This is a genomic window from Phycicoccus jejuensis (assembly GCF_044797865.1).
Lineage (GTDB): Bacteria > Actinomycetota > Actinomycetes > Actinomycetales > Dermatophilaceae > Phycicoccus > Phycicoccus jejuensis.
Map to the genome: position 1 here is coordinate 3,935,499 of NZ_CP085209.1, position 22,496 is coordinate 3,957,994.

Annotated in this window: 22 protein-coding genes; 10 read left to right on the plus strand and 12 right to left on the minus strand. The window is 75.3% G+C overall.

The window, feature by feature from the left end; genetic code table 11:
* Positions 1–77: 77 nt before the first annotated feature.
* A complete protein-coding gene (locus LG324_RS18730) occupies positions 78–2,360 on the plus strand; it encodes a DEAD/DEAH box helicase (protein WP_404350365.1) in 2,283 nt (760 codons plus the stop codon).
* A 132-nt stretch (positions 2,361–2,492) separates the two neighbouring features.
* Positions 2,493–2,975, plus strand: a complete 483-nt coding sequence (locus LG324_RS18735; protein WP_404350367.1) for a hypothetical protein — start codon at positions 2,493–2,495, stop codon at positions 2,973–2,975.
* 23 nt (positions 2,976–2,998) lie between these two features.
* Here the strand turns inward: LG324_RS18735 and LG324_RS18740 are convergent, their stop codons facing one another.
* The 9 genes from LG324_RS18740 to LG324_RS18780 form a co-directional block, all read right to left on the minus strand.
* Positions 2,999–3,355 (minus strand): Rv3654c family TadE-like protein, encoded by a 357-nt coding sequence (locus LG324_RS18740; protein ID WP_404350369.1) that lies wholly within the window; start codon positions 3,353–3,355, stop codon positions 2,999–3,001.
* Positions 3,352–3,720 (minus strand): TadE family type IV pilus minor pilin, encoded by a 369-nt coding sequence (locus LG324_RS18745; RefSeq protein ID WP_404350371.1) that lies wholly within the window; start codon positions 3,718–3,720, stop codon positions 3,352–3,354. Before LG324_RS18745 ends, LG324_RS18740 begins: the two co-directional genes overlap by 4 nt.
* On the minus strand, positions 3,717–3,869 hold the full coding sequence (locus LG324_RS18750) for a DUF4244 domain-containing protein (RefSeq protein WP_342666147.1): 153 nt from the start codon (positions 3,867–3,869) through the stop codon (positions 3,717–3,719). Before LG324_RS18750 ends, LG324_RS18745 begins: the two co-directional genes overlap by 4 nt.
* A 249-nt stretch (positions 3,870–4,118) precedes the next feature.
* Positions 4,119–4,658: a type II secretion system F family protein gene (locus tag LG324_RS18755; protein ID WP_404353165.1), complete on the minus strand. Its 540-nt coding sequence runs from the start codon at positions 4,656–4,658 to the stop codon at positions 4,119–4,121.
* The gene (locus tag LG324_RS18760) at positions 4,658–5,215 is read right to left on the minus strand and encodes a hypothetical protein (RefSeq protein WP_404350373.1); all 558 of its coding nucleotides are present in this window, start codon (positions 5,213–5,215) and stop codon (positions 4,658–4,660) included. Before LG324_RS18760 ends, LG324_RS18755 begins: the two co-directional genes overlap by 1 nt.
* 164 nt (positions 5,216–5,379) lie before the next feature.
* A complete protein-coding gene (locus LG324_RS18765; RefSeq protein WP_404350375.1) occupies positions 5,380–6,573 on the minus strand; it encodes a TadA family conjugal transfer-associated ATPase in 1,194 nt (397 codons plus the stop codon).
* Positions 6,570–7,298 (minus strand): hypothetical protein, encoded by a 729-nt coding sequence (locus LG324_RS18770; RefSeq protein WP_404350377.1) that lies wholly within the window; start codon positions 7,296–7,298, stop codon positions 6,570–6,572. Before LG324_RS18770 ends, LG324_RS18765 begins: the two co-directional genes overlap by 4 nt.
* Before the next feature lie 773 nt (positions 7,299–8,071).
* A complete protein-coding gene (locus LG324_RS18775; RefSeq protein ID WP_404350379.1) occupies positions 8,072–8,938 on the minus strand; it encodes a hypothetical protein in 867 nt (288 codons plus the stop codon).
* 9 nt (positions 8,939–8,947) lie between these two features.
* Positions 8,948–9,820: a thioesterase family protein gene (locus LG324_RS18780; RefSeq protein ID WP_404350381.1), complete on the minus strand. Its 873-nt coding sequence runs from the start codon at positions 9,818–9,820 to the stop codon at positions 8,948–8,950.
* A gap of 57 nt (positions 9,821–9,877) precedes the next feature.
* On the opposite strand from LG324_RS18780, the gene LG324_RS18785 reads away from it, so the two are divergent.
* Genes LG324_RS18785 through LG324_RS18800 form a run of 4 tightly spaced genes read left to right on the plus strand, consistent with a single transcriptional unit; the run spans position 9,878 to position 13,792 of the window.
* Entirely contained in the window at positions 9,878–11,074 is a 1,197-nt protein-coding gene (locus LG324_RS18785) for a sensor histidine kinase (RefSeq protein WP_404350383.1), read from the plus strand.
* A gap of 22 nt (positions 11,075–11,096) precedes the next feature.
* Positions 11,097–11,879 (plus strand): LytTR family DNA-binding domain-containing protein, encoded by a 783-nt coding sequence (locus tag LG324_RS18790; RefSeq protein ID WP_030526548.1) that lies wholly within the window; start codon positions 11,097–11,099, stop codon positions 11,877–11,879.
* A 3-nt stretch (positions 11,880–11,882) separates the two neighbouring features.
* A complete protein-coding gene (locus LG324_RS18795) occupies positions 11,883–12,263 on the plus strand; it encodes a membrane protein (protein WP_030526547.1) in 381 nt (126 codons plus the stop codon).
* Positions 12,260–13,792, plus strand: coding sequence for a cation acetate symporter (locus LG324_RS18800; protein ID WP_030526546.1), 1,533 nt, complete (start codon positions 12,260–12,262; stop codon positions 13,790–13,792). Before LG324_RS18795 ends, LG324_RS18800 begins: the two co-directional genes overlap by 4 nt.
* 93 nt (positions 13,793–13,885) lie before the next feature.
* Here LG324_RS18800 and LG324_RS18805 read toward each other — a convergent pair whose 3' ends face one another.
* Together LG324_RS18805 and tdh are read right to left on the minus strand one after the other, a co-directional pair.
* Positions 13,886–15,079 (minus strand): glycine C-acetyltransferase, encoded by a 1,194-nt coding sequence (locus LG324_RS18805; RefSeq protein WP_030526545.1) that lies wholly within the window; start codon positions 15,077–15,079, stop codon positions 13,886–13,888.
* 73 nt (positions 15,080–15,152) lie between these two features.
* Entirely contained in the window at positions 15,153–16,193 is a 1,041-nt protein-coding gene (gene tdh, locus LG324_RS18810) for an L-threonine 3-dehydrogenase (RefSeq protein ID WP_404350386.1), read from the minus strand.
* A gap of 212 nt (positions 16,194–16,405) precedes the next feature.
* Here tdh and LG324_RS18815 point away from each other — a divergent pair, with 212 nt between their 5' ends.
* From LG324_RS18815 to LG324_RS18825, 3 genes are all read left to right on the plus strand, one after another.
* On the plus strand, positions 16,406–16,744 hold the full coding sequence (locus LG324_RS18815) for a DUF485 domain-containing protein (protein WP_030526543.1): 339 nt from the start codon (positions 16,406–16,408) through the stop codon (positions 16,742–16,744).
* Between the two features lie 2 nt (positions 16,745–16,746).
* On the plus strand, positions 16,747–18,396 hold the full coding sequence (locus tag LG324_RS18820) for a cation acetate symporter (protein ID WP_404350388.1): 1,650 nt from the start codon (positions 16,747–16,749) through the stop codon (positions 18,394–18,396).
* Positions 18,397–18,574: 178 nt separating this feature from the next.
* Positions 18,575–19,147: a hypothetical protein gene (locus LG324_RS18825; RefSeq protein WP_404350390.1), complete on the plus strand. Its 573-nt coding sequence runs from the start codon at positions 18,575–18,577 to the stop codon at positions 19,145–19,147.
* Between the two features lie 91 nt (positions 19,148–19,238).
* Here LG324_RS18825 and LG324_RS18830 read toward each other — a convergent pair whose 3' ends face one another.
* Entirely contained in the window at positions 19,239–20,144 is a 906-nt protein-coding gene (locus LG324_RS18830) for a phenylalanine 4-monooxygenase (RefSeq protein ID WP_245616057.1), read from the minus strand.
* Positions 20,145–20,526: 382 nt separating this feature from the next.
* On the opposite strand from LG324_RS18830, the gene acs reads away from it, so the two are divergent.
* Entirely contained in the window at positions 20,527–22,494 is a 1,968-nt protein-coding gene (gene acs / locus LG324_RS18835; RefSeq protein WP_404350392.1) for an acetate--CoA ligase, read from the plus strand.
* The last annotated feature ends 2 nt before the right edge of the window (positions 22,495–22,496 follow it).

The window sequence follows — 22,496 nt, forward strand, 5'->3', positions numbered from 1 at the left end:
CTCGGGTGGCTCAGGCAGCGGTCGGTGCTGGTCACCGGGCTCTGGGGGCGTCGGGACCAAGGATTACCGTAACCGGCGTGTCCAGCCCCGCGCAGCACCTCTCCCGGCTCGCCGGTGACGGGCCGCCCGGTCGGCTGGTCCACGTCGAGGAGATCCCGGCCCGCCCGGCCCGCCTCGCGCAGTGGCCGGACGACCTCGAGCCGGCCGTGCTCTCGGCCCTGCTGGCCGGTGGGCTGGAGCGCCCGTGGAGCCACCAGCGCGAGGCCATCGACCTCGCCCGGGCCGGGCAGCACGTCGTCCTCGCCACCGGCACCGCGTCCGGCAAGAGCCTGGGTTACCTCGTGCCGGTGCTGTCCTCGGTGCTCGAGGCGTCGACCCGCGGCGGCGTGCGCGGACCGACGGCGCTCTACCTCGCACCGACGAAGGCCCTCGCCGCCGACCAGCTCGCCCGCATCGAGGCGTTCGCGGTGCCGGGCGTGCGGGCGGCGACCTACGACGGCGACACCCCACCCGACGAGCGCCGCTGGATCCGCGAGCACGCGAACGTCGTCCTCACCAACCCCGACCTGCTCCACCACTCGCTGCTGCCGGGGCACGCCCGCTGGTCGCGTTTTCTCAGGGACCTCCGGTACGTCGTCGTCGACGAGTGCCACGTGTACCGCGGAGTGTTCGGCGCCCACGTCGCCGCGGTGCTGCGGCGGCTGCGTCGGGTCGCCGGCCGGTACGGCGCGTCCCCGACGGTCGTCCTCGCCTCCGCCACCGTCACCGACCCGGCGGCCCACGCCTCGCGCCTGACCGGCCTGCCGGTGCAGGCCGTGACGACCGACGGCTCCCCGCGCGGGGCGATGACCTTCGCCCTCTGGGAGCCGGTCACCGACGCCGACGGCACGCGGCGCTCGGCGACGACGGAGGCGGCCGAGCTGCTCGCCGACCTCGTCGGGCACGGGGTGCAGACGGTGGCCTTCGCCCGCAGCCGGGCCGGGGCGGAGTCGCTGGCCACCGGCGCGCGGCGCCGGCTCGAGGCCCTCGACCCGGGGTCCGGCGCGGCCGTGGCGGCCTACCGGGGCGGCTACCTGCCGCAGGACCGCCGCGAGCTCGAGCGCGGGCTGCGGTCCGGCGCGGTGCGGGGGCTCGCGGCGACGAACGCGCTCGAGCTCGGCATCGACGTCAGCGGCCTCGACGCCGTGCTCGTGGCCGGATGGCCGGGACGGCGGGCGAGCCTGTGGCAGCAGGCGGGTCGTGCCGGCCGCTCCGGCGGCGACTCGCTCGCCGTGCTCGTCGCCGCCGACGACCCGCTCGACAGCTACCTCGTGACCCATCCCGAGGCGATCTTCGAGGCGCCCGTCGAGGCCACGGTCGTCGACCCCGAGAACCCGCACGTCCTCGCCCCGCACCTCGCGGCAGCCGCCGCCGAGCTGCCGCTCGGCGAGGCCGACCTCGAGCTCTTCGGCCCCGGCAGCCGGCGCCTGCTCGACGTCCTCGTCGCGGGCGGCATCCTGCGACGACGCCCGACCGGGTGGTTCTGGGCCCGGGAGGACCGGCCCGCCGAGCACATCTCGCTGCGCGGGGCGAGCGACGTCGTCGCCGTCGTCGAGACGCGCACCGGCCGGGTCGTCGGCACCGTCGACGAGGCCTCGGCCCACGCGCAGGTGCACACCGGGGCGGTGCACGTCCACCAGGGCGAGGCGTGGGTCGTCACCGAGCTCGACCTCGAGGGCCGGGCGGCGCACGTCGTCCGGGGGGACCCGGGCTGGTCGACCTTCGCGGAGTCGGTGAGCCGCTTCGACGTGCTCTCGACCGACCGCGTGGCGCAGCGGGCCCGGGTCCGGGCCGCGTACGGGTCCGTGCGCGTCACGGGGCAGGTCACCGCCTTCACGCGGCGGCTGCCGAGCGGCGAGGTCATCGGCCGGCACGCCCTCGACCTGCCCGAGCGCTCGCTGACGACGAAGGCGGTGTGGTGGACGGTCGACCCCGACGTGCTCGTGGCGGCCGGGGTGGCCGAGGAGGCCGTCCCCGGCGCGCTGCACGCCGCCGAGCACGCGGCGATCGGGATGCTGCCGCTCGTCGCGACCTCCGACCGCTGGGACGTCGGCGGCGTCTCGACCGCGCTGCACCCGGACACGGGCCGGCCGACCGTCATGGTCTACGACGGCTACCCCGGCGGCGCCGGGTTCGCGGAGCGCGCCTTCGTCGCGTTCGAGGCCTGGGTGCGCGCGACCCGGGACGCCGTGCTCGGCTGCCCGTGCCGCAGCGGCTGCCCCGCGTGCGTGCAGTCGCCGAAGTGCGGCAACGGCAACGAGCCGCTGGACAAGGCCGGGGCCGTGGTCGTCCTCGAGCTGGCCCTCGCGGCCGCGGGCTGAACGCCGTCCGGCCGACCGGCTCCGACCTCTGCGGAGGGCGCAGCCGGCTCCGCCGGCCACCGACCCTCGACGCCTGACGACGGGTGCCACGCAGGGCGCTCCGCCGCTGGTCAGGGCGGTAGCCTCCGGGACATGGTCCTCCTCGGTGTCGTCCTCGTCGTCCTCGCCCTCGGCGTGGGGGCTCTCCTCGTCCTCGGCGCCGTCCGCCTCGACGACCCGGTGGTGATGAACGTGCTCGGCGGCCAGGTCGAGCTGCCGCCGATCGTCTTCCTCGTCAGCGGCATGGTCGTCATCTCCCTCTTCTGGCTGGGCTGGGTCGTCCTGCGCAGCGGCCTCAAGCGCGGCCACCGCCGCCGGGTCCAGGCCCGCGAGGCCGATCGCACCGCCCAGGAGGAGCGCGCCGCCGAGCAGAAGCGCCTCAAGGAGGAGGTCGACGCCCGCGAGCGCCAGCTCGCCGAGGAGCGTCGCCGCCACGAGGAGGAGGCCGCCGAGCTGCGCCGCCAGGCCGACGAGCGCGTCGCCGAGCAGCACGTCGCGACCGAGACCGCCCGCCGCCGGGCCGAGGTCGCCGAGTCCCGCACCGACGGCACTTCCACCGACGTCCGCCGCGACTGACCACCACCCCTCCGCCCAGCACGTCACCTCGCGCCGCCGCCCCCGGCCTCGGGGCCGGCGCGGGCCGTCGCGTCGACCGTCGTGGGCAGGCCCGGCCAGCCCACGGCGTCGAGCGTGACCGACACCCGCACGAGGACCGACCCGTCCTCCCCTGCGCCACAGGCGACGAGCCGCGCCCCGTTGCGGGTCGCCACGTCGCCGGCCGCGGAGCAGTCGGGCGGGCCTCCACCCACGAGCCAACCGGCCGCCGCCAGCGCCCCGAGGTCGGCGGCGGCGCGGGCGCGGTGGACGTCGGTGGCCACCCCGGCGAGGACCAGGCCCCCGGTCGCCACGGCCACGACCGCCCCCGCCGCTCCGACCGCGAGCACGGTGGCGCTCACGGGAGGGCCTGACCGGCGTCCTCACGCCGGGCGACGACGACCGCCTCGACGGACGGTGCCGGCCCGAGCGTGCCCAGCAAGGGTGGCGCCGCCGACCGGACCGCCACCTCGACCCGGCCGTCCGCCACGGACACCCCGATGACGGCGTCGCGCGGCGCGACCCGCTGCGCCGCCGCGCGCGCGAGCGCCTCGTCCTCGCCCCGCGCGAGCAGCCGCGCTCCGACCTGCGCGGCGTCCGCGCAGCGCAGCCGGTCGACCCCGAGCTGCACCGCGGACAGGGCCAGGGCCAGCACGAGGAGGAGCGCCGGGACGGCCACGGCCAGCTCGGCCGTGACCGCCCCGCGCTCGCACCGACGACCGGTCACGTCCCGAGCGCCGACACGATGATGCTCGTCAGCGCACCCTTGACCGGGCCGGACCTGACGACCACCAGCAGCAGCGCCGCGAACGCGACAGCGGCGACGGTGCCGACGGCGTACTCGGCCGTCGTCATCCCGGCCTCGCCGCGCGGCACCCGACGGACCACCCTCCTGACGAACCGAACCACCCGTGCTCCCATGGCAGACCTCCCTGCGTCCGGGGCGCGACCGCTCGCGCCCTCCTCGCCCACCGTCGCCCGCCACGGTCGGCGGGGTCGAGGGGCGCCGGCCGATCTGTGGACGACGGCGTCGCGCCGGCACCCCTGTGGACGACGGAGCGCCTCTGACGGACCCGCGGCGACGACCGGGCAGCGCACGACCCGGCACCCGTCGGCGTCCGGGCGTCAGCCCCAGCGGGAGAGCAGCGTCAGGACGACGGGCACGACCGTCGTCGCGACGAACCCCGGCAGGAAGCACAGCCCGAGCGGCAGCACGAGCAGGACACCGGCGCGGGCGCCCGCGGCCTCCACGCGGCGGGACTCGGCGACGCGCATCCGGTCCGCGGCGTCCTCCACGAGGTCCGCGGGCGGCGCCCCGGCGGACGCGGCGGCGTGCCACGCCGCCGCGGCGGGCGCCCACCCCGGACCGACGCGGGCCCACGCGCGGTCCGTGGGCTCGCCCCAGCGCTGCGCGGCCGCGACGACGCCGAGGGCGCTGCCCGCCGGCCCGTCGTCAACGGCCGCGACGGTCTCGAGGGCCTCGACCACCCCGCCACCGCCCCGGACGACGGCCGCGAGGAGGAGCAGGGCCGTCGCCGCCTCCTCGACCGTCGCCGGGGCCGACCCGTCTGTCCGTCGGCCGCGTGGCCGCCTGGGCCACGGCGCGCCCCGGCGGCGCCCCACGAGCAGCAGGGCGAGCGCGGACGCGAGGGCCGCGAGCAGCATCACGCGCTCCCGTCGGTGCGGCCCGGACGCCCGGCCGCCCCGACCACACGACGCGCCCACGCCCAGCCCGAGAGCGTCAGGAGGGCGCCGACGCCGGCGGAGAGCCGGGCCGCGGGCGTCGCGTAGAGGACGGCCGGCGACAGGCCCAGGGCGAGGCCCACGGCCGGCCCGACCAGCGGCAGTGCGGTGAGGACGCGCATCGAGGCCCGGGGCCCGGCGAGCGTCGCGTCCCGGAGGTCGCGCGCCGCCGAGCGCGCGCGCAGCGACGCGGCCGCCGCAGCGGTCGTGTGCGCGGCGGCCGCTCCGGTCTCCTCGGAGAGGCTCCAGGCCCGGGCGAGCAGCCGCAGGTCCTCGCACGCCCGCGGCGGACCATCGACGGACGGCGCCGTGAGGACACCGGCCACGCCGTCACCGCGCGCGAGCGCGGCCTCCAGGCGCGTCCGCAGCCACGGTGCAGCCGCCACGACCCCGGGAGAGCGGGCGGCCACGAGCGCCGCGGCGGCCAGGGGCACGCCGGCGCGCAGCGCGACCGCGGCCACCTCCGCCGCCTCGGCCACCCAGGACTCCTCCCCGCGCCGCCCGGGCCCGGGCACCCACCGCCGGGAGGACGTCCCGGCCCGCCCGGTGCTGCTCCGGCCGGTCCCGGCGCGGGACGTACCGGGTGCGGGCCCGGGCCACGCCAGTAGGGTCGCGGCCACGACGAGGAGCGCGGCGACGAGGCTCACGTCGCCCCCCGCGGCAGCGGTGTGGTGCCGGGTGGCAGGAGCGCCGAGAGGCGCGGCCACGCCGGGCCGGCCCGGGCGCCCGCCGGCCCGTTCTCCAGCGCCACGTCGACGTGCACGAACCCGTCGGGGCCGGGGCGCAGGACACCGACCGAGCCGATCCGCCGGCCAGCCCCGTCGCGCACGACGTGGACCACGGCGTGCAGGGCCCCGCGCAGCTGGGCGTGCACCGCCGCCCGGGGCATCCCGACGAGGGAGGCGAGCGCCTCGAGGCGGGCCGGGACCTCCTGCGGGCCGTTGGCGTGCAGCGTCCCGGCCCCGCCCTCGTGCCCCGTGTTGAGCGCCGCGAGGAGGTCGCGGACCTCGCCGCCGCGCACCTCCCCCACCACGAGGCGGTCCGGACGCATCCGCAGCGCCTGCCGGACGAGCACCGACAGCGAGACCTCGCCGGCGCCCTCGACGTTGGGCGCACGGCCCTGCAGCCGGACGACGTGCGGGTGGAGCGGGTCGAGCTCGCGGACGTCCTCGACGACGACGAGCCGCTCGTGGGGCGGGCACTGCGCGAGCAGCGCACCGAGGACCGTCGTCTTGCCGGCGCCCGTCCCCCCGGTGACGAGCAGGCTGCGCCGGGCCGCGACGAGCCCGCCGAGCACCGCTGCGGTCGCGGCGTCGGCCATCCCGTGCTCGACGAGCGAGGGCACCCCGGCGAGCCGCCGCCGGGGGATGCGCAGGCTGAGGTGCGCGCCGTCCTCGACGAGCGGCGGCAGGACGGCGTGGAGACGCACGCCCCCGGGCAGGAGGCCGTCGACCCACGGCTGGGCGTCGTCGAGCCGGCGGCCGGCCAGCCCGGCGAGCCGGGTCGCCAACGGCCGGACCCCGGCCCGCGGGACGCGGACGTCCGCGGCGTGGACGCCGTCACCGCGGTCGACCCACACGGAGCCGTCGCCGTTGACGAGGACGTCGGTGACCGCGTGGTCCTCGAGGAGCGGGGCGAGGGGCCCCAGGCCGACGAGAGCGACCTCGAGCTCGCGACCGGCGCGGGCCCCACCCTCGTGCCCGAGCAGCGGCACCGAGGCCCGGGCGACCGCGGCGATGCGGGCCGGGGTCGGCCCCTCCCCCGCGGCGATGGACCGCTCGACGGGGCCGGCGAACCGGCCGGGCGGCGCCGGGCCCCGGCGAGCGCCGGGCCTCACGACGCCTCCGCGAGGGCCGCGGCCACGGCCTCGGCACACCGGCGCAGGCCCCCTCGGGTGCTTCCCGGCCACAGACCCCGCTCGGCCTCGCGCTCCGCCTGCGGGTCGTCCGAGAGGTGGTGGAGGTGAGGGACCCCGAGGTGGTGGCGCAGGTCGTCGAGGACCGCCGCGTCCGGCCGGGTCCCCCGGGTCACGAGCCGGAGCCCCGGCGGCTCGACACAGCCCTCGGCGACCTCGGCGAGGTGGCCGACGACGGCGTCCGCGTCGGCCAGGCGACGCGTCTGCAGCCCGGTGAGGACGACGACGAGCGCCGCCCGGGGCAGCAGGGCGGTCAGGTGGGGCGAGGCGCCGGGGACGTCGACGACGACCGGCTCCCCCGCCTCGACGAGGCAGGTCAGGGTGTCGGCGACGGCCTCGGGCGCGAGGTCGCGGGTCGCCGCCCCGGCCGCTGCGAGGACCCGCACCCCCGCCTCGGCCGGCAGCGCGTCGAGGAGCGGCCGCGCGGGAGCCGCCCCCCGCAGGCGGGCGAGCGCCGGCCACCGGTGACCGGGCAGGTGCTCGACGCCCGCGGTGACGTCGAGGCCGCCACCGGTGACGTCGAGGTCGACGACGGTCGCGCCGCCGTGCACCCCGGCGAGCCGGCGCCCGGCCGCGAGGGCGGTGCTGCTCGCCCCGAGGCCGCCCGAGGCGCCGACGACGAGGAGGAGCGGTGTGGGTGCGTCCATGACGGCAGGCTGGCCCGCCGGCTCCGCACCCCACCAGGGGGTCGGGCTCATCTGTGGACGACCGCGGCCGGGTCGCCCCCCTGTGGACGACCACATCGTCCCAACCGGGTCCGGACATGGGACGGCCCCGGTCGGGGGGACAACCGGGGCCGTCGGCGAGCCGAGCTCCGGGGGGGAGAAGCCGGTTCGCCGGTCGCTCAACCCCGAAGGGGAGCGAGTGAGTACATCGTGACCCATGGGTGGCCTCGCGCGCAAGCCCGGCGCATCGACCACGGAAAACTACCTGAGAATGTCCACAGGTATACGGGATCCGTAGGTTTCCTCCGGATTCTTCCACGATTGCCGACAGTTTGTCCCCACCTTCGCGTGATCGACGCCGTGCGTGGGCCGAGCACGAGTTCGCGTGGCCTGCGGCACCCCGGTTCGTCCGCGAGACCCCGGCTCGGAGCCGGGGTCTCGTGGACATCTCGGGGTCACCCCGACATGTGCAGGTGAGAGGGGCGCCGAGGGACGACGACGCGCCGGGGCGGGCGCACGACGACGCCCTCGTCGGGGGACGAGGGCGTCGTCCTGCCGCGGTCTCCGGGCGACCAGGCGTGCTGTCGTGCCGTGGCCGTGGGACGAGCCCGACGGCGACCGGTCCATCAGTGGACTGCCCGCGCGTGGGTACCCGTCGTCCGCGGTAGGTCTGGCGTGAGGGCCGGGGCCCTCACCACCAGTTGTACTCCTGCGCACCGCCGCCGACAACCGGTCGGGACGGGAAGGGGCGCTGCTCAGCCGAGGCGGCCGGCGAGCACGGCGTCGGCGACGAGCACGCCCTCGTCGGCGGCGGCGCGGACCGCGGTGCAGCAGTGCGAGACCCAGAGGCCGACGCCCGCGGCGTCCCCGCGTCCGTACGCGGCGAGCGCGCCGAGGTAGGCCGCGCCACCGCCGGCGGCGTGCCCGGCCTCGGTCACCGCGACCCCGGTCGGGTCCAGGCCGCCGGCGTGGACGACGGCCCGGTCGAGGGCGCGGGCGACGACCGCGTTGCCCCGCACGAACGGGCGGACCGTCGCGAGCTCGGCGTGCACGACGGCCGCGGCGACGACGACGGGCAGGCGCGGGAGGGCGAGCAGCACCTCGGCGACCCCCCGCAGCCGCCCGGCGACCTCGACGGCCGCCGGCGCCGAGCCGAGGTCGGTCAGCTCGCCGCAGTCCTCGCCCGGCAGTCGCGGGCGACCCAGCGCGTCGTCGGGGACGAGACCGGCCGCGGCCACCGTGTGCAGGCGGGCGAGCGCCTGGGCCGGGGCGCGCAGGACGAGGGCCTCGACGTGCTCGGTCTCCGCGGTGGCCGCCACCACCCCGCGTGCCACACGCTCGACGGGGTCGGGCTGCGGCGTCCAGGTCGCGGCGCCGCGGACGATGTCGCGGACGGCGTCGAGCGGGACCGTCGCGCCCTCGAGCCCGGCGCTCGCGACGGCGCCGCGCACCCGCGACTCGGCCGCGGCCTCCGCGGTGCGGCGGCGCAGCGCGTTGTGCCAGCGCAGCCGGGTGCACGCCTCGCGGGCGGCCTCGACCTGCTCGGGCAGCCCCGGCAGCTCGGCGAGCCGGGCCACGGCCTCGACGGCGGGCGACGGGCCGGACGGCGGGGCAGCAGGCACGCGCGCAGCCTAGCCAGCGGGGTCGACGAGGCCCCCGGCCGGGACCCGGATGCCCGCCAGCTGCCGGGCCCGCGCGACGAGCCGTCCGGTGGAGTCCCACACGTCGGCGTCCTCGACGTACACCGAGCCGGCGACGGCGTCGGCGCGCAGGGCGACCTGCAGCCACCCCGGCGCGGGCCGGCCGAGCACCTGCCCGCTCATCTCGTACGTCGGGGCCCAGCCCGCGACCCCGAGGTCGAAGGCGACGGGCATGAGGCAGTCGACGACGAAGGGCAGCATCGCGACGTCGGGCTCGCGGCCGTCGGCCATCCGCACCCAGGCGCGCAGCTCGCCGCGCCCGGTCGGGCGGCCCACGGCGAACCCTGCCGTCGCGGGGTCGACGCGCACGTCGAGCCGGTCGAGCAGCGTGATGCCCTCGCCGGGCCCCCCGGGCTCGCGCCGCGCCGGCACGCACGCCTCGGGCGCCGGCATCGCGGGCGCGGCGGGCCAGCGGTGCCCCGGCTCGGCGGTGACCGAGAGGTCGCCGAGCGTGGCGGTGACCCTGGCCCGCTCGACCCGCCCCTCACCGGCGTCCTGCAGCAGGCGCACCGCCCCGGTCGACACGGAGCGGCCGACGCGCAGCACCTCGGCGCGCACCTCGACCGGGCCGGGCTGGGCCGCCGAGAGGAAGAACGTGCTCCACGCGAGGACGTCGGGGTGCCCCTCCCCCGCCGGCCCCTCGACGAGCGCGCGCGCCCCGAGCGCCATGAGCACGCCGCCGTTGACCGCCGCACCGACGACCCATCCGGCGCCGAGCTCGCCGACCCCCACCGCCTCACCCGCGCCCACGGTCGCCGGCCCGTCGGGCCAGGACAGCCGCAGCACCTCGTCGAGCTCGCCCACGCACCACACCTCTTCGTCGCTCTGCCGCACCGGACCCCGCGAGCCTAGGGTGTGCCCATGACGGGCAGCATCCACTGGCCGACGGCGGTGCTCGTCGCCGGGACGATGCTGCTGCTCTGGCTCGGTGTCGCGCTCCTGCGGCGCAGCCGGCGGCGCGGCTTCATCTCCGAGACCGACCGCGCGACGTACGCCACGCTGCACACCGCCTCGCTCGCCTCGCGCCACCTCGCGGACGGCCTCACCCCCGAGTCGGCCGAGCGCGCCGGGCGCCACCTCCTGTCCATCCTCGGCGCCCACGCCGTGTCGCTCGCGACGCCCGGCAGCGTGCTGTCGTGGACCGGTACCGGCGAGCACCACCGCGACCTCGCCGTGCCCCTCGGCGAGCAGACCCTCGAGACCGGCCGCACCGTCGCGCACGGCCCCGACACCGTCGGCTGCTCCGACCCCGACTGCCCGGTGCGGATGGCCGTCACGGCGCCGCTCGTCTCGGACGACCTCGTCGTCGGCACCCTCACGGCGTGGACCGCGTACTCCTCCCCCGGCCTGACCCGCGCGACCCAGGAGGTCGCCGCGTGGGTCTCGAGCCAGCTCGCCCTCGCCGAGCTCGCGCGCACCCGCGGGCAGGTCGTCGAGGCCGAGCTGCGGGCGCTGCGGGCGCAGATCAGCCCGCACTTCATCTACAACAGCCTCGCCGCGATCGCCTCGTTCGTGCGCACCGACCCCGACCGCGCCCGCGAGCTGCTGCTCGACTTCGCCGACTTCACCCGGTACGCGCTGCGCACCGGCGGCACGTTCACGACGCTCGCCGAGGAGCTGCGCAACGTCGAGCGCTACCTCGTCCTCGAGCAGGCCCGCTTCGGCGACCGGCTCCAGGTGTCGCTCCTCGTCGCGCCGGAGGTGCTCACCGTCACCGTCCCCTACCTCGCGGTGCAGCCGCTCGTGGAGAACGCGGTCCGCCACGGGCTCGCGGCGAAGGAGGGGCCGGGGCACGTGAGCATCACCGCGACCGACCTCGGCACCGAGGCCGAGATCGCCATCGAGGACGACGGCGTCGGCACCGACCCCGAGCACGTCCGGACCATCCTCGACGGCGCCCGGGCCACCGACTCGGTGGGCCTCGGCAACGTCGACGCGCGGCTGCGGCAGGTCTACGGCGACGAGTTCGGGCTCGTCGTCGAGACCGCCCCGGGGGCCGGGACGCGGGTCAGCTTCCGTGTGCCGAAGTTCGCACCCGGGGTCCACGCACAATCCTGACCGGTGGCCTAGGCTGCCCGGCATGTCCGCGGAGCGGGGGCTGGTGGTGCTCGTCGTCGACGACGAGCTCCCCGCGCTGTCCGAGCTCGGGTACCTCCTCGAGCGCGACGAGCGCGTCGCCGAGGTCATCACCGCGAGCAGCGGCACCGAGGCGCTCCAGGTGCTCGACGCCCGAGACGTCGACGTCGTCTTCAGCGACATCTCGATGCCCGGCCTGGACGGGATGGCCCTCGCGCGGGTCATCAGCCGGTTCAGCGAGCGGCCGCAGGTCGTGTTCGTCACCGCGCACGAGCGGCACGCCGTCGACGCCTTCGCGCTCGACGTCACCGACTACGTCATGAAGCCGGTCCGCGAGCAGCGCATCGCCGAGGCCGTCCGCCGCGTCGTCGAGCAGCGCGAGCGCGGCAGCGCCCGCCCCCCGGCCGACGCACCGCCCGCCGCGCCGGCGGTCGAGGACGAGACCATCCCCGTCGAGCTCGGCGGCGTCACCCGCTTCATCACGCGCAGCCAGATCCGCTACGCCCAGGCGCACGGCGACTACGCCCGCCTGCACACCGAGGCCGGCAGCCACCTCGTCCGCGTGCCGCTCAGCCTGCTCGAGGAGAAGTGGGCGGACTTCGGGTTCGTCCGCATCCACCGCAGCACCCTCGTCGCGCTCCCCCACGTCTCCGAGGTCCGGATGGACCACGGCCGCTGCTCGGTGCTCGTCGGTCGCGTCGAGCTGCAGGTCAGCCGCCGCCACACCAAGGAGCTGCGCGACACCCTCCTGCGTCGCCCGCTCGGCGAGCGCCACGCCGGGGACTGACCGGTGAGCACGCCCGCGCAGCCCCCGCCGCGGGTGCGGGTCACGAGCTCGCGCCGCGGCGCCGCTCCGCTGCGCCCGCGTCCGCCGGCCCGCGACATCGACGAGCAGACCGAGCTCGGCGACGTCTACCTCGAGGGCCTGATGCGGGCGCAGCTGCGCCTCTCGCTGGCCGTCCTCGCGATCACGGTCGCGGGGCTGACCGCCCTCCCCGTCGTCCTCCTGCTCGTGCCCGCGACCCGGGGGGTGACCGTGGTCGGGGTCCCCTTCGCGTGGCTCGTGCTCGGCGTGGCCGTCTACCCGGCGGCCTGGGTGCTGGCCCGTTGGTACACCCGGCAGAGCGAGCGCGTCGAGTCGGACTTCGTCGACGTCGTCGAGGACCCGTGAGCCAGCCGCTGTCGCTCGCCGCGGTCGTCGCGGTGTGCCTGACGACCCTCGCCGTCGGCGGCCTCGGGCTGCGCCTCTCGCGCCGCACGAGCGACTTCTACGTCGCGGGCCGCACCGTGTCGCCGCGCCTCAACGCCTCGGCCATCGGCGGCGAGTACCTGTCGGCGGCGAGCTTCCTCGGCGTCGCCGGCCTCGTCTACGGGGGCGGGGTCGACCTGCTCTGGCTGCCGGTCGGGTACACGCTCGGCTACCTCGTGCTCCTCGTGATGGTCGCCGCCCCGATGCGCCGCTCCGGTGCGTACACGCTGCCCGACTTCGCCGAGGCGCGGCTGGGGTCCAAGGCGATCCGCCGCGTCTCGTCCGTCCTCGTGCTCGCCATCGGGTGGCTCTACCTCGTGCCGCAGTTCCAGGGCGCGAGCCTGACGCTCACCCTCGTCACCGGCGCCCCCGAGTGGGTCGGCGGGCTCGTCGTCATGGTCGTCATCGCCGCGGCCGTCGGCGCCGGCGGGATGCGCTCGATCACCTTCGTCCAGGCCGTGCAGTACTGGGTCAAGCTGACCGCGCTCGCGGTGCCGGCGTTCGTCCTGCTGCTCCTGTGGTTCCGCGACGGCCACCCCGCGCCGGTCGTCCCGCCGGAGTGGAGCATCCCCCTCACGCCGTCCGGCCCCGAGGACCACCCGGTCTACCGCAACGCCTCGACCGTCCTCGCGCTCTGCCTCGGGACGATGGGCCTGCCGCACGTGCTCGTCCGCTACTACACCAACCCCGACGGCGTCGGCGCGCGCCGCACGACGGTCACGGTCATCGCCCTGCTCGGCACCTTCTACCTCATCCCCCCGGTCTACGGGATGCTCGGCCGGGTCGCCTTCCCCTCGCTGCCGGACGGGATGCGCTCGGACTCGGTCGTGCTCCGGCTGCCCGGAGAGCTCGTCGGCGGCCTCGGCGGCGACCTCCTCACCGCGATGCTCGCCGGTGGCGCCTTCGCGGCGTTCCTGTCGACGGCCTCCGGCCTCGCGATGTCGGTGACCGGCGTCATCGACCAGGAGCTGCTGCGCCCCCGGCTCGCGCGGTTCACCGGCGGCGACGCCCCCGGCGTCCGTGGCTTCCGGTTCGCCGCCGTCGTCGGCGTGGTCGTCCCCTACGTCGTCAGCCGGGTGGCCGAGCCGCTCGGTGTCGCGACGACGGTCGGGCTCGCGTTCGCCGTGGCCGCCGCGACCTTCGCCCCGCTCATCATGCTCGGGGTCTGGTGGCGGCGGCTGTCGACGACCGGCGCGCTGGCCGGGCTGCTCGTCGGCGGCGGCGCCACCGTCGCGGCGCTCGCGCTGACGATGACGACGAGCCACCTCGGCGGGTGGCCGGCCGCGCTGCTCGCCAACCCGGCGCTGTGGGCGGTGCCGCTGGCCTTCGCGACGGCCGTGCTCGTGTCGTACGCGACGCCGGGGCGCGTCCCGGCCTCGACGACGCGTGTGCTCGTGCGGCTGCACACGCCCGAGCGGGTCCGGTTGGCGCGCAGCCGCGTCCGCGACTGACCCACCGCGGACCCCACCGCGAACGTGTGTGAAACCGCCGGGGACCACCGGCGGTTTCACACGCGTTCGCGGGAGGTGGAGCCGGCCGAGCGGTCAGGCGACGGCGTCGCGGCCGGCCACGAAGGCCTCCACGCAGCGCCGCACGTCGGCCTCCGAGTGCGCCGCCGAGAGCTGGACGCGGATGCGCGCCTTGCCCCGCGGGACGACCGGGAAGCTGAACGCGATGACGTACACGCCGTTCGCGAGCATGTGGTCGGCGATCTGGGTGGCCTGGCGCGCACCGTCGTCGCCGGGGAACATCACGGGGACGATCGGGTGGCTGCCCGGCAGGAGGTCGAAGCCGGCCTCGACCATCAGCTCACGGAAGAGGGCTGCGTTGCGCCGCAGCGTCTCCCGCGCGTCGTCGGACGAGGCCACGAGGTCGAGCGCGGCGAGCGAGCCCGCGACGACCGCCGGCGCGACGGAGTTGGAGAACAGGTACGGGCGCGAGCGCTGGCGCAGCAGCTCGACGACCTCGCGGTGGCTCGCGACGTAGCCGCCGGACGCGCCGCCGAGGGCCTTGCCGAGCGTGCCCGTGAGGATGTCGACGCGGTCGCGCACGCCGAACAGCTCGGGGGTGCCACCGCCGTGCTGCCCGACGAAGCCCACGGCGTGGCTGTCGTCGACGAGGACCATCGCCTCGAACTCCTCGGCGAGGTCGCAGATCTCGTCGAGCGGCGCGTACGAGCCGTCCATCGAGAAGACGCCGTCGGTGACGACGCAGACGCGGCGGGCGCCGGCCTCGCGCGCGGCGACGAGCTGGGCGCGCAGGTCGGCCATGTCGGCGTTCTTGTAGCGGTAGCGAGCGGCCTTCGACAGGCGCACGCCGTCGATGATCGAGGCGTGGTTGAGCTCGTCGGAGACGATCGCGTCCTCGGCGCCGAAGAGCACCTCGAAGACACCGCCGTTGGCGTCGAAGCACGAGCTGTAGAGGATCGTCGCCTCGGTGCCGAGGAACTCCGAGAGGCGGCGCTCGAGCTCGGTGTGCTGCGTCTGGGTGCCGCAGATGAAGCGGACCGAGGCCATCCCGAAGCCCCACGTGTCGAGGGCGGCCTTGGAGGCGCCGACGACGGCCTCGTGGTCGGCCAGGCCGAGGTAGTTGTTGGCGCAGAAGTTGAGGGACTCGCCCGCGGTCGTCCCGACGTGCGCCGACTGCGGCGTCGTGATCTCGCGCTCGCGCTTGGTGAGCCCGGCGTCCTCGATCTCCTGCAGCGTCGCCTGCAGCTGGTCCTTGACAGCGCCGTACACGGGTGGCTCCTCACGAGTCGGGGTCGGGGCGGGCGTCGGGGTGGCCGACCGATCCAGCCTAGGCCCGCCGGCGTCAGGACCAGTCGAGGACGACCTTGCCGCCGGTGCCCGAGCGGGTCTCGGCGAAGGCGGCCTCCCAGTCCTCGGCGGCATGCCGACCGGTGACGACGGACGACACCGCCGAGCGCAGCCGCTCCGACGTCGCGAGCATCGAGCCCATGAGGTACCAGGTCTCGAACATCTCGCGGCCGTAGATCCCGCGCAGCGTGATCATGTGCGTGATGACCCGGCCCCAGTCGATGGCGTAGCGGTCCTTCGGCAGCCCGAGCAGCGCGACCTTGCCGCCGTGGTTCATGTTGTCGAGCATCTCCTCGACGGCCACCGGCGACCCGGACATCTCCAGCCCGATGTCGAAGCCCTCGAGCATCCCCAGCTCCGCCTGCGCCGCGCGCAGCGACCCGCCGCGGCCGACGTTGACCCCGAGGTCGGCGCCGGCGGCCTCGGCGAGCGCGAGCCGCTCGTCGGACAGGTCCGTGACGACGATGCGCCGCGCGCCGGCGTGCCGGGCGACGGCGGTGGCCATCACGCCGATCGGGCCGGCCCCGGTGACGACGACGTCCTCGCCGACGACCGGCCACTGCAGCGCCGTGTGGACGGCGTTGCCGAGCGGGTCGAAGAGCGCACCGAGGTCGGGGTCGAGGTCGGTCGGCTGCACCCAGGCGTTCGTCGCGGGGATGACCACGTAGTCGGCGAACGCGCCGTCGCGGTTGACCCCGACACCGACGGTGTTGATGCACAGGTGCCGGCGGCCGGCGCGGCAGTTGCGGCACGTGCCGCAGACGAGGTGCCCCTCGCCGGAGACACGGTCGCCGACGGCCACGTGGTCGACGTCGGCGCCGACCTCGACGACCTCCCCGAAGAACTCGTGCCCGAGGGTCATCGGCGCCCGCACGGTCGCGGCGGCCCACTCGTCCCACTGCTCGAGGTGGAGGTCGGTGCCGCACAGGCCCGCCCGCAGCACCCGGATCTTGACGTCCTTCGGGCCGCACTCGGGCTCCGGCACGTCGACCAGCGACAGCCCCGGACCGGCGGAGACCTTCCTCAGCGCACGCACGGCGCCCATCATGCCGGGGCGACCGCTCGTCGCACCACGCGGCCCGTTCGGCGCGCTGTGACCCACCGCACACCGTGGTCGGCGCCCCGCCCACCGACGCGCGGCGCCGCCCGTCGAGGGACCCGGCGCGGGGTCTCGCCAGCGCACCCCCGGGGCGCCCACCCTTGGGGCGTTCCGGGCAGAGCCGCTCGGACCCGACCCTGGAGGTGACCGTGAGCAACGAAGCTCGCACGCAGGCCGAGGACCCGTACCTCGCCCTGCAGACCACGTCGGAGTTCCAGGAGCTGCGCCGCAAGTTCCGGGGCTTCGTGTTCCCGATGACGGCGTTCTTCCTCGCCTGGTACTTCCTCTACGTCCTGCTGTCGATCTTCGCCCCGGGCTTCATGGGCACCAAGGTCGCCGGCAACATCACGATCGGCCTGCTCTTCGGCCTCGGCCAGTTCGTGACGACCTTCGCGATCACGATCATCTACTCGCGCTGGGCCACCCGTGAGTTCGACCCGGCCGCCGACGCCCTCGGCGCGCGCCTCGACGCGGACAAGGGGCACTGACCATGGCGCTCACCCTCCCGATGGCCGACGCGGCGACGACGGTCGGCTCGCCGGCCCTCAACATCGGCATCTTCGCGGCCTTCGTCGTCGTCACGCTCGTCATCGTCATCCGCGTCGCCGCGGGCAAGAAGACGGCCGAGCAGTACTACACCGCCGCCGGCGCCTTCAACGGCCGCCAGAACGGCATCGCCATCGCCGGCGACTACCTGTCGGCGGCGTCCTTCCTCGGCATCGCCGGCGCCATCGCCCTCCAGGGCTACGACGGCTTCCTGTACTCGATCGGCTTCCTCGTCGCGTGGCTCGTGGCGCTCCTGCTCGTCGCCGAGCTGCTGCGCAACACCGGCCGCTTCACGATGGCCGACGTCCTCAGCTACCGCCTCAAGCAGCGCCCGGTCCGCATCGCGACCGCCATCTCGGTCATCGCGGTGTCGTTCTTCTACCTGCTCGCGCAGATGGCCGGCGCCGGCGGCCTCGTGTCGCTGCTGCTCGGCATCTCGGGCGAGTTCGCGCAGGACCTCGTCATCGCGATCGTCGGCATCATCATGATCGCGTACGTCCTCATCGGCGGGATGAAGGGCACGACCTGGGTGCAGATCATCAAGGCGCTCCTGCTCATCGCGGGCACCTTCGTCATCACGGTCTGGGTGCTCGGCAAGTACTCGTTCAACATCAGCTCGCTCTTCCAGGCCGCGGCCGACAACTCCCCCAAGGCCGGCGAGAAGCTCTTCGAGCCGGGCCTGAAGTACGGCAAGAACCTCACGACGAAGATCGACTTCATCTCGCTGTCGATGGCGCTCGTGCTCGGCACCGCCGGCCTCCCGCACGTGCTCCAGCGCTTCTACACGGTCCCGACGAGCAAGCAGGCCCGCAAGTCGGTCGAGTGGGCCATCTGGCTCATCGGCGGCTTCTACCTGCTGACCCTCGTCGTCGGCTACGGCGCCGCCGCCCTCGTCGGCCCGACGGCCATCAACGCCGCCCCCGGCAAGGCCAACGCGGCCGCACCGCTCCTCGCCTACGAGCTCGGCGGCTCGGTGCTCCTCGGCATCATCTCGGGCGTCGCGTTCGCGACGATCCTCGCGGTCGTCGCCGGCCTGACCATCACCACCTCGGCGACCTTCGCCCACGACCTCTACAAGGAGGTCTTCAAGCGGGGCTCGGGCAGCCAGGAGCAGGAGGTGCGGGTCGCCCGCATCGCCGCCATCGTCATCGGCATCGTCGCCATCGTCGGCGGCATCTTCGCCAAGAGCCAGAACATCGCGTTCCTCGTGGCGCTGGCCTTCGCCGTCGCGGCGTCGGCCAACCTGCCGACGATCCTCTACTCGCTGTTCTGGAAGGGCTTCAACACCCGCGGCGCCCTGTTCTCCATCTACGGCGGCCTCATCAGCGCGATCGGCCTGATCATCTTCAGCCCGGTCGTCTCCGGCAAGCCGCCGCTGGAGCCGGGCGGGCCCAGCCAGTCGATGATCCAGAACACGGCGATCGACTTCCACTGGTTCCCGCTCGACAACCCGGGCCTGGTCTCCATCCCGCTCGCGTTCTTCCTCGGCTGGCTCGGCTCGGTGACGAGCAAGGAGCACAACGCCGCGAAGTACGCCGAGATGGAGGTCCGCTCCCTCACCGGCCACGGGGTCGGGGAGGCGATCGACCACTGACCGGTCGGATCGGGGGACCGCCTCCCCCGACCCGACCCACCGGCAGCAGCGGCCGCGGGGCTGGAGAGCCCTCCGCGGTCGCTGCGTCGTGTCCGGGGGTGCTTGGCGCGCGGCGTCACCTCCCGGGTCTGGCGTGTCGCGTCCCGACCGGTGTATACCGGCGGTGAAGGAGGCCGTCATGTCCACGACCCGACCCACCCGCCGCCGCTCCTCCGCCACCGCCCGGGGCAGGGTCACGGTCCTCGCCGCGGCGCTCGCCGTCGCGGCTGCTCCCGCCCTCGTCTCCGCCGCCCCCGCCACGGCCCTGCCCACCGCTGCGAGCGCCTGCTCGACCGCGTGGGGGTCCCTGCCCAAGACCTCGGCCCCGCTCGCGACCGGACGCCTCACGGGGGTCCGCGCGGGGCACCACGCGTGCTATGACCGGCTCGTCGTGGACATGACGGGGGTCGCCCCCGGGTACGACGTGCGCTACGTGAGCAGCGTGCGCGCTGAGGGCTCGGGGGCCGTCGTGCCGGTCGCCGGCGGGGCGCGCCTGGCGGTCGTCGTCCGGAGGGGCGCCACCAGCGTGCCGGCGATGCCGACCGTCGCGGGCTACCCGACCTTCCGCCAGGTCCGGTGGGCCGGCACCTTCGAGGGGTACACGACGATCGGGCTCGGCGTGCGGGCCCGGCTGCCCTTCCGGGTCTTCACCCTCGAGGACACCACGACCCGCACGAGCCGTCTCGTCGTCGACGTCGCCCACACCTGGTGAGCCGGCACCCTGTCGAGCGAACAGAACACGCCGCCGGCCCGGGGTGGCTGACGGCGCGTCCTGTTCGCTCGACGGGTGGAGCGCGTCCAGGTCAGACCGCGGCGGCGGCCTGCGCGCGCAGCCGGGCGGCGAGGTCGTCGTCGACCGTCTCGAAGAAGGTCCCGACGACGTCCTCGAGGTGATCGACGCTCTCGGCCCGGAACAGCACCGGCTGGTAGGCGGTGATGTCGTAGTTGAGCGTCCCCATCGCCACGAGCTCGAGCGGGCGGATGTCCATCGACCGGAACTCGTCCATCTCGCCGTAGCTGCTGAGGATGCCGGCGCCGTAGGCCTTGAGCTCGTCGCCGTCGGCCATGACGCCGAACTCCATCGAGAACCAGAAGACGTCGGCGACGAACTTGACGGCCTCGTCGGTCTCGAGGCGGGTCGTCGCCTCCCCGGCGGCCTGCGTCACCGCGGCGAAGCGGGGGCTCGCGAGCTGGTTCCCGTGGCCGACGACCTCGTGGAGGATGTCCGGCTCGGGCGTGTAGAGCGGCCGGCTGTCGTGGCGCAGGTACTGCGTCGAGCTGAACACCCGGCGGCCGAGGTCGCGGTAGAAGTCGCGCAGCGGGACCAGGCCCGGGGCGCACGTGTAGGACCAGCCCGTGAGCGGCAGGAGGCGCTCGGTCACCTCGTGCAGCTGCGGCACGTGGTCGACCGGCAGGTCGAGGGCGGCCTTGCCGCGGAGGAACTCCGGGTGGGCGTAGCGCTCGTGCTTGGGCGCGAGCTCGGTGCTCACGGTGCGCCAGACGGCGTGCTCGGCCTCGGTGTACCCGACCGTCGGGACGGGGTCCCCGGGGCGGTGCGCGAGCGACACGGCGGCGATCTCGCCCCGGCGCCGCAGGTAGGCCTCGTCGTGCAGCCCGGGGTGGTTGTCCGACAGGTGCACCCTGACGGTGCCGTCGTCCTCGGTCGTCACGGCCGAGTACAGCTGTCCTTCCTCGAACACCGCGCTCACCTCCTCGTGAGTGGTCGTGGCCTCGTGGGCCGGACCACCACGGAATCATGCGATCGCACAGAGCGGAACCGTTGACCGTCGTCCTGGGCAACGAGCGCACAGTTTCGTCACCCGGATCCGCGTGTCGCTGGTCAGGATGTCCAGCCGGGCGCCGCCCTGTCCCGCCGCCTCCATGCCGCCCCGCCGCCCGACTTCGCCCCGCCGCCCCACCAGGGCACCCCGGCACGGCGCGACCCCACCGGCGCAGCGAGACCCCACCCCGAGGATCCGCTCGGCGCGCCGCACGCCCCGCTGGACCGGTCCCTCCGGACGGACGGTTGCCTCGGTCGCCGTCGTCGGGTTGGCTGTGGCCGTACCCGCCACTCGACGACGAGGAGGACCCGTGACCGACGACAGCCTGTCGAGCCACCTGCACGAGCTGGACCTGAGCCCCGACCCGGCGTTCACCGCGCAGGCCAACGGCACCGCGGAGATGTACGACGAGGCCGCGGCCGACCACGAGGGCTTCTGGGCGCGGCAGGCGCGCGAGCGGGTCACCTGGGCGAAGGACTTCGACACCACGCTCGACTGGAGCGAGGCCCCCTTCGCGAAGTGGTTCGTCGGCGGCGAGCTCAACGTCGCGTACAACTGCGTCGACCGCCACGTCGAGGCCGGGAACGGCGACCGCGTCGCCATCCACTTCGAGGGCGAGCAGGGCGACACCCGCACCATCACCTACGCCGACCTCCAGCGCGAGGTGAGCAAGGCCGCCAACGCGCTGGCCTCGCTCGGCGTCTCGACGGGCGACCGCGTCGCGGTCTACATGCCGATGATCCCCGAGACCGTCTTCACGATGCTCGCCTGCGCGCGCCTCGGGGCCCCGCACTCGGTCATCTTCGGCGGCTTCTCGGCCGAGGCCCTGCACACCCGCATCGCCGACGCCGAGGCCAAGGTCGTCGTGACGACCGACGGCCAGTGGCGCCGCGGCAAGCCGGCGCCGCTCAAGGCCGCCGTCGACGCCGCCATCCACCACGGCGACGACGCCTCCCCCGTCGAGAAGGTGCTCGTCGTCAAGCGCACCGACACCGAGGTCGAGTGGGACGACGAGCGCGACGTCTGGTGGCACGACCTCGTCGAGGGCCAGCCCGACACGCACGAGGCGGCGCCGGTCGACAGCGAGCACCCGCTCTTCATCCTCTACACCTCGGGGACGACCGGGAAGCCGAAGGGCATCTTCCACACGACCGGCGGCTACCTCACCCAGGCCGCGTACACGAACGCCGTCGTCCACGACCTGCACCCCGAGACCGACGTCTACTGGTGCACCGCCGACGTCGGCTGGGTCACCGGCCACAGCTACATCGTCTACGGGCCGCTGGCCAACGGCGCGACCCAGGTGCTCTACGAGGGCACCCCCGACAGCCCGCACCAGGGCCGCTGGTGGGAGATCGTCGAGAAGTACAAGGTCTCGATCCTCTACACGGCGCCGACCGCGATCCGCACGTTCATGAAGTGGGGCACCGACATCCCCGCCAAGTACGACATGAGCTCGATCCGCGTCCTGGGCAGCGTCGGCGAGCCGATCAACCCCGAGGCGTGGCTCTGGTACCGCAAGCACGTCGGCGGCGACCGGGCGCCCATCGTCGACACGTGGTGGCAGACCGAGACCGGCGCGATCATGATCAGCCCCCTGCCCGGCGTCACGACGCTCGAGCCGGGCTCGGCGCAGCGGCCCATCCCGGGCATCTCGGCCGAGATCCTCGACGACGACGGCAACCCGTTCACCGAGGCCGAGAAGGTCGGCTACCTCGTCCTCACCAAGCCGTGGCCCTCGATGCTGCGCGGGATCTGGGGCGACCCGGAGCGCTACAAGGAGACGTACTGGTCGCGGTTCGGGCCGAAGTACTACTTCGCCGGCGACGGCGCCAAGTACGACGAGAAGGGCAACATCTGGCTGCTGGGACGCGTCGACGACGTCATGAACGTCTCCGGCCACCGCCTCTCGACCGCCGAGATCGAGTCGGCCCTCGTGTCGCACCCGTCGGTCGCGGAGGCCGCGGTCGTCGGCGCCGCCGACGAGACGACCGGCCAGGCGGTGTGCGCGTTCGTCATCCTCCGGAGCGGCGCGACGGACCACGGCGAGGAGACCGTCCAGGAGCTGCGCAACCACGTGGCGAAGGAGATCGGCCCGATCGCCAAGCCGCGCCAGGTGATGATCGTCCAGGAGCTGCCGAAGACGCGCTCGGGCAAGATCATGCGCCGCCTGCTCAAGGACGTCGCCGAGAACCGCGAGGTCGGGGACGTCACGACGCTCGCCGACAGCTCGGTGATGAACCTCATCAAGCAGGGGATGTCCTCCGGCTCCGACTGACG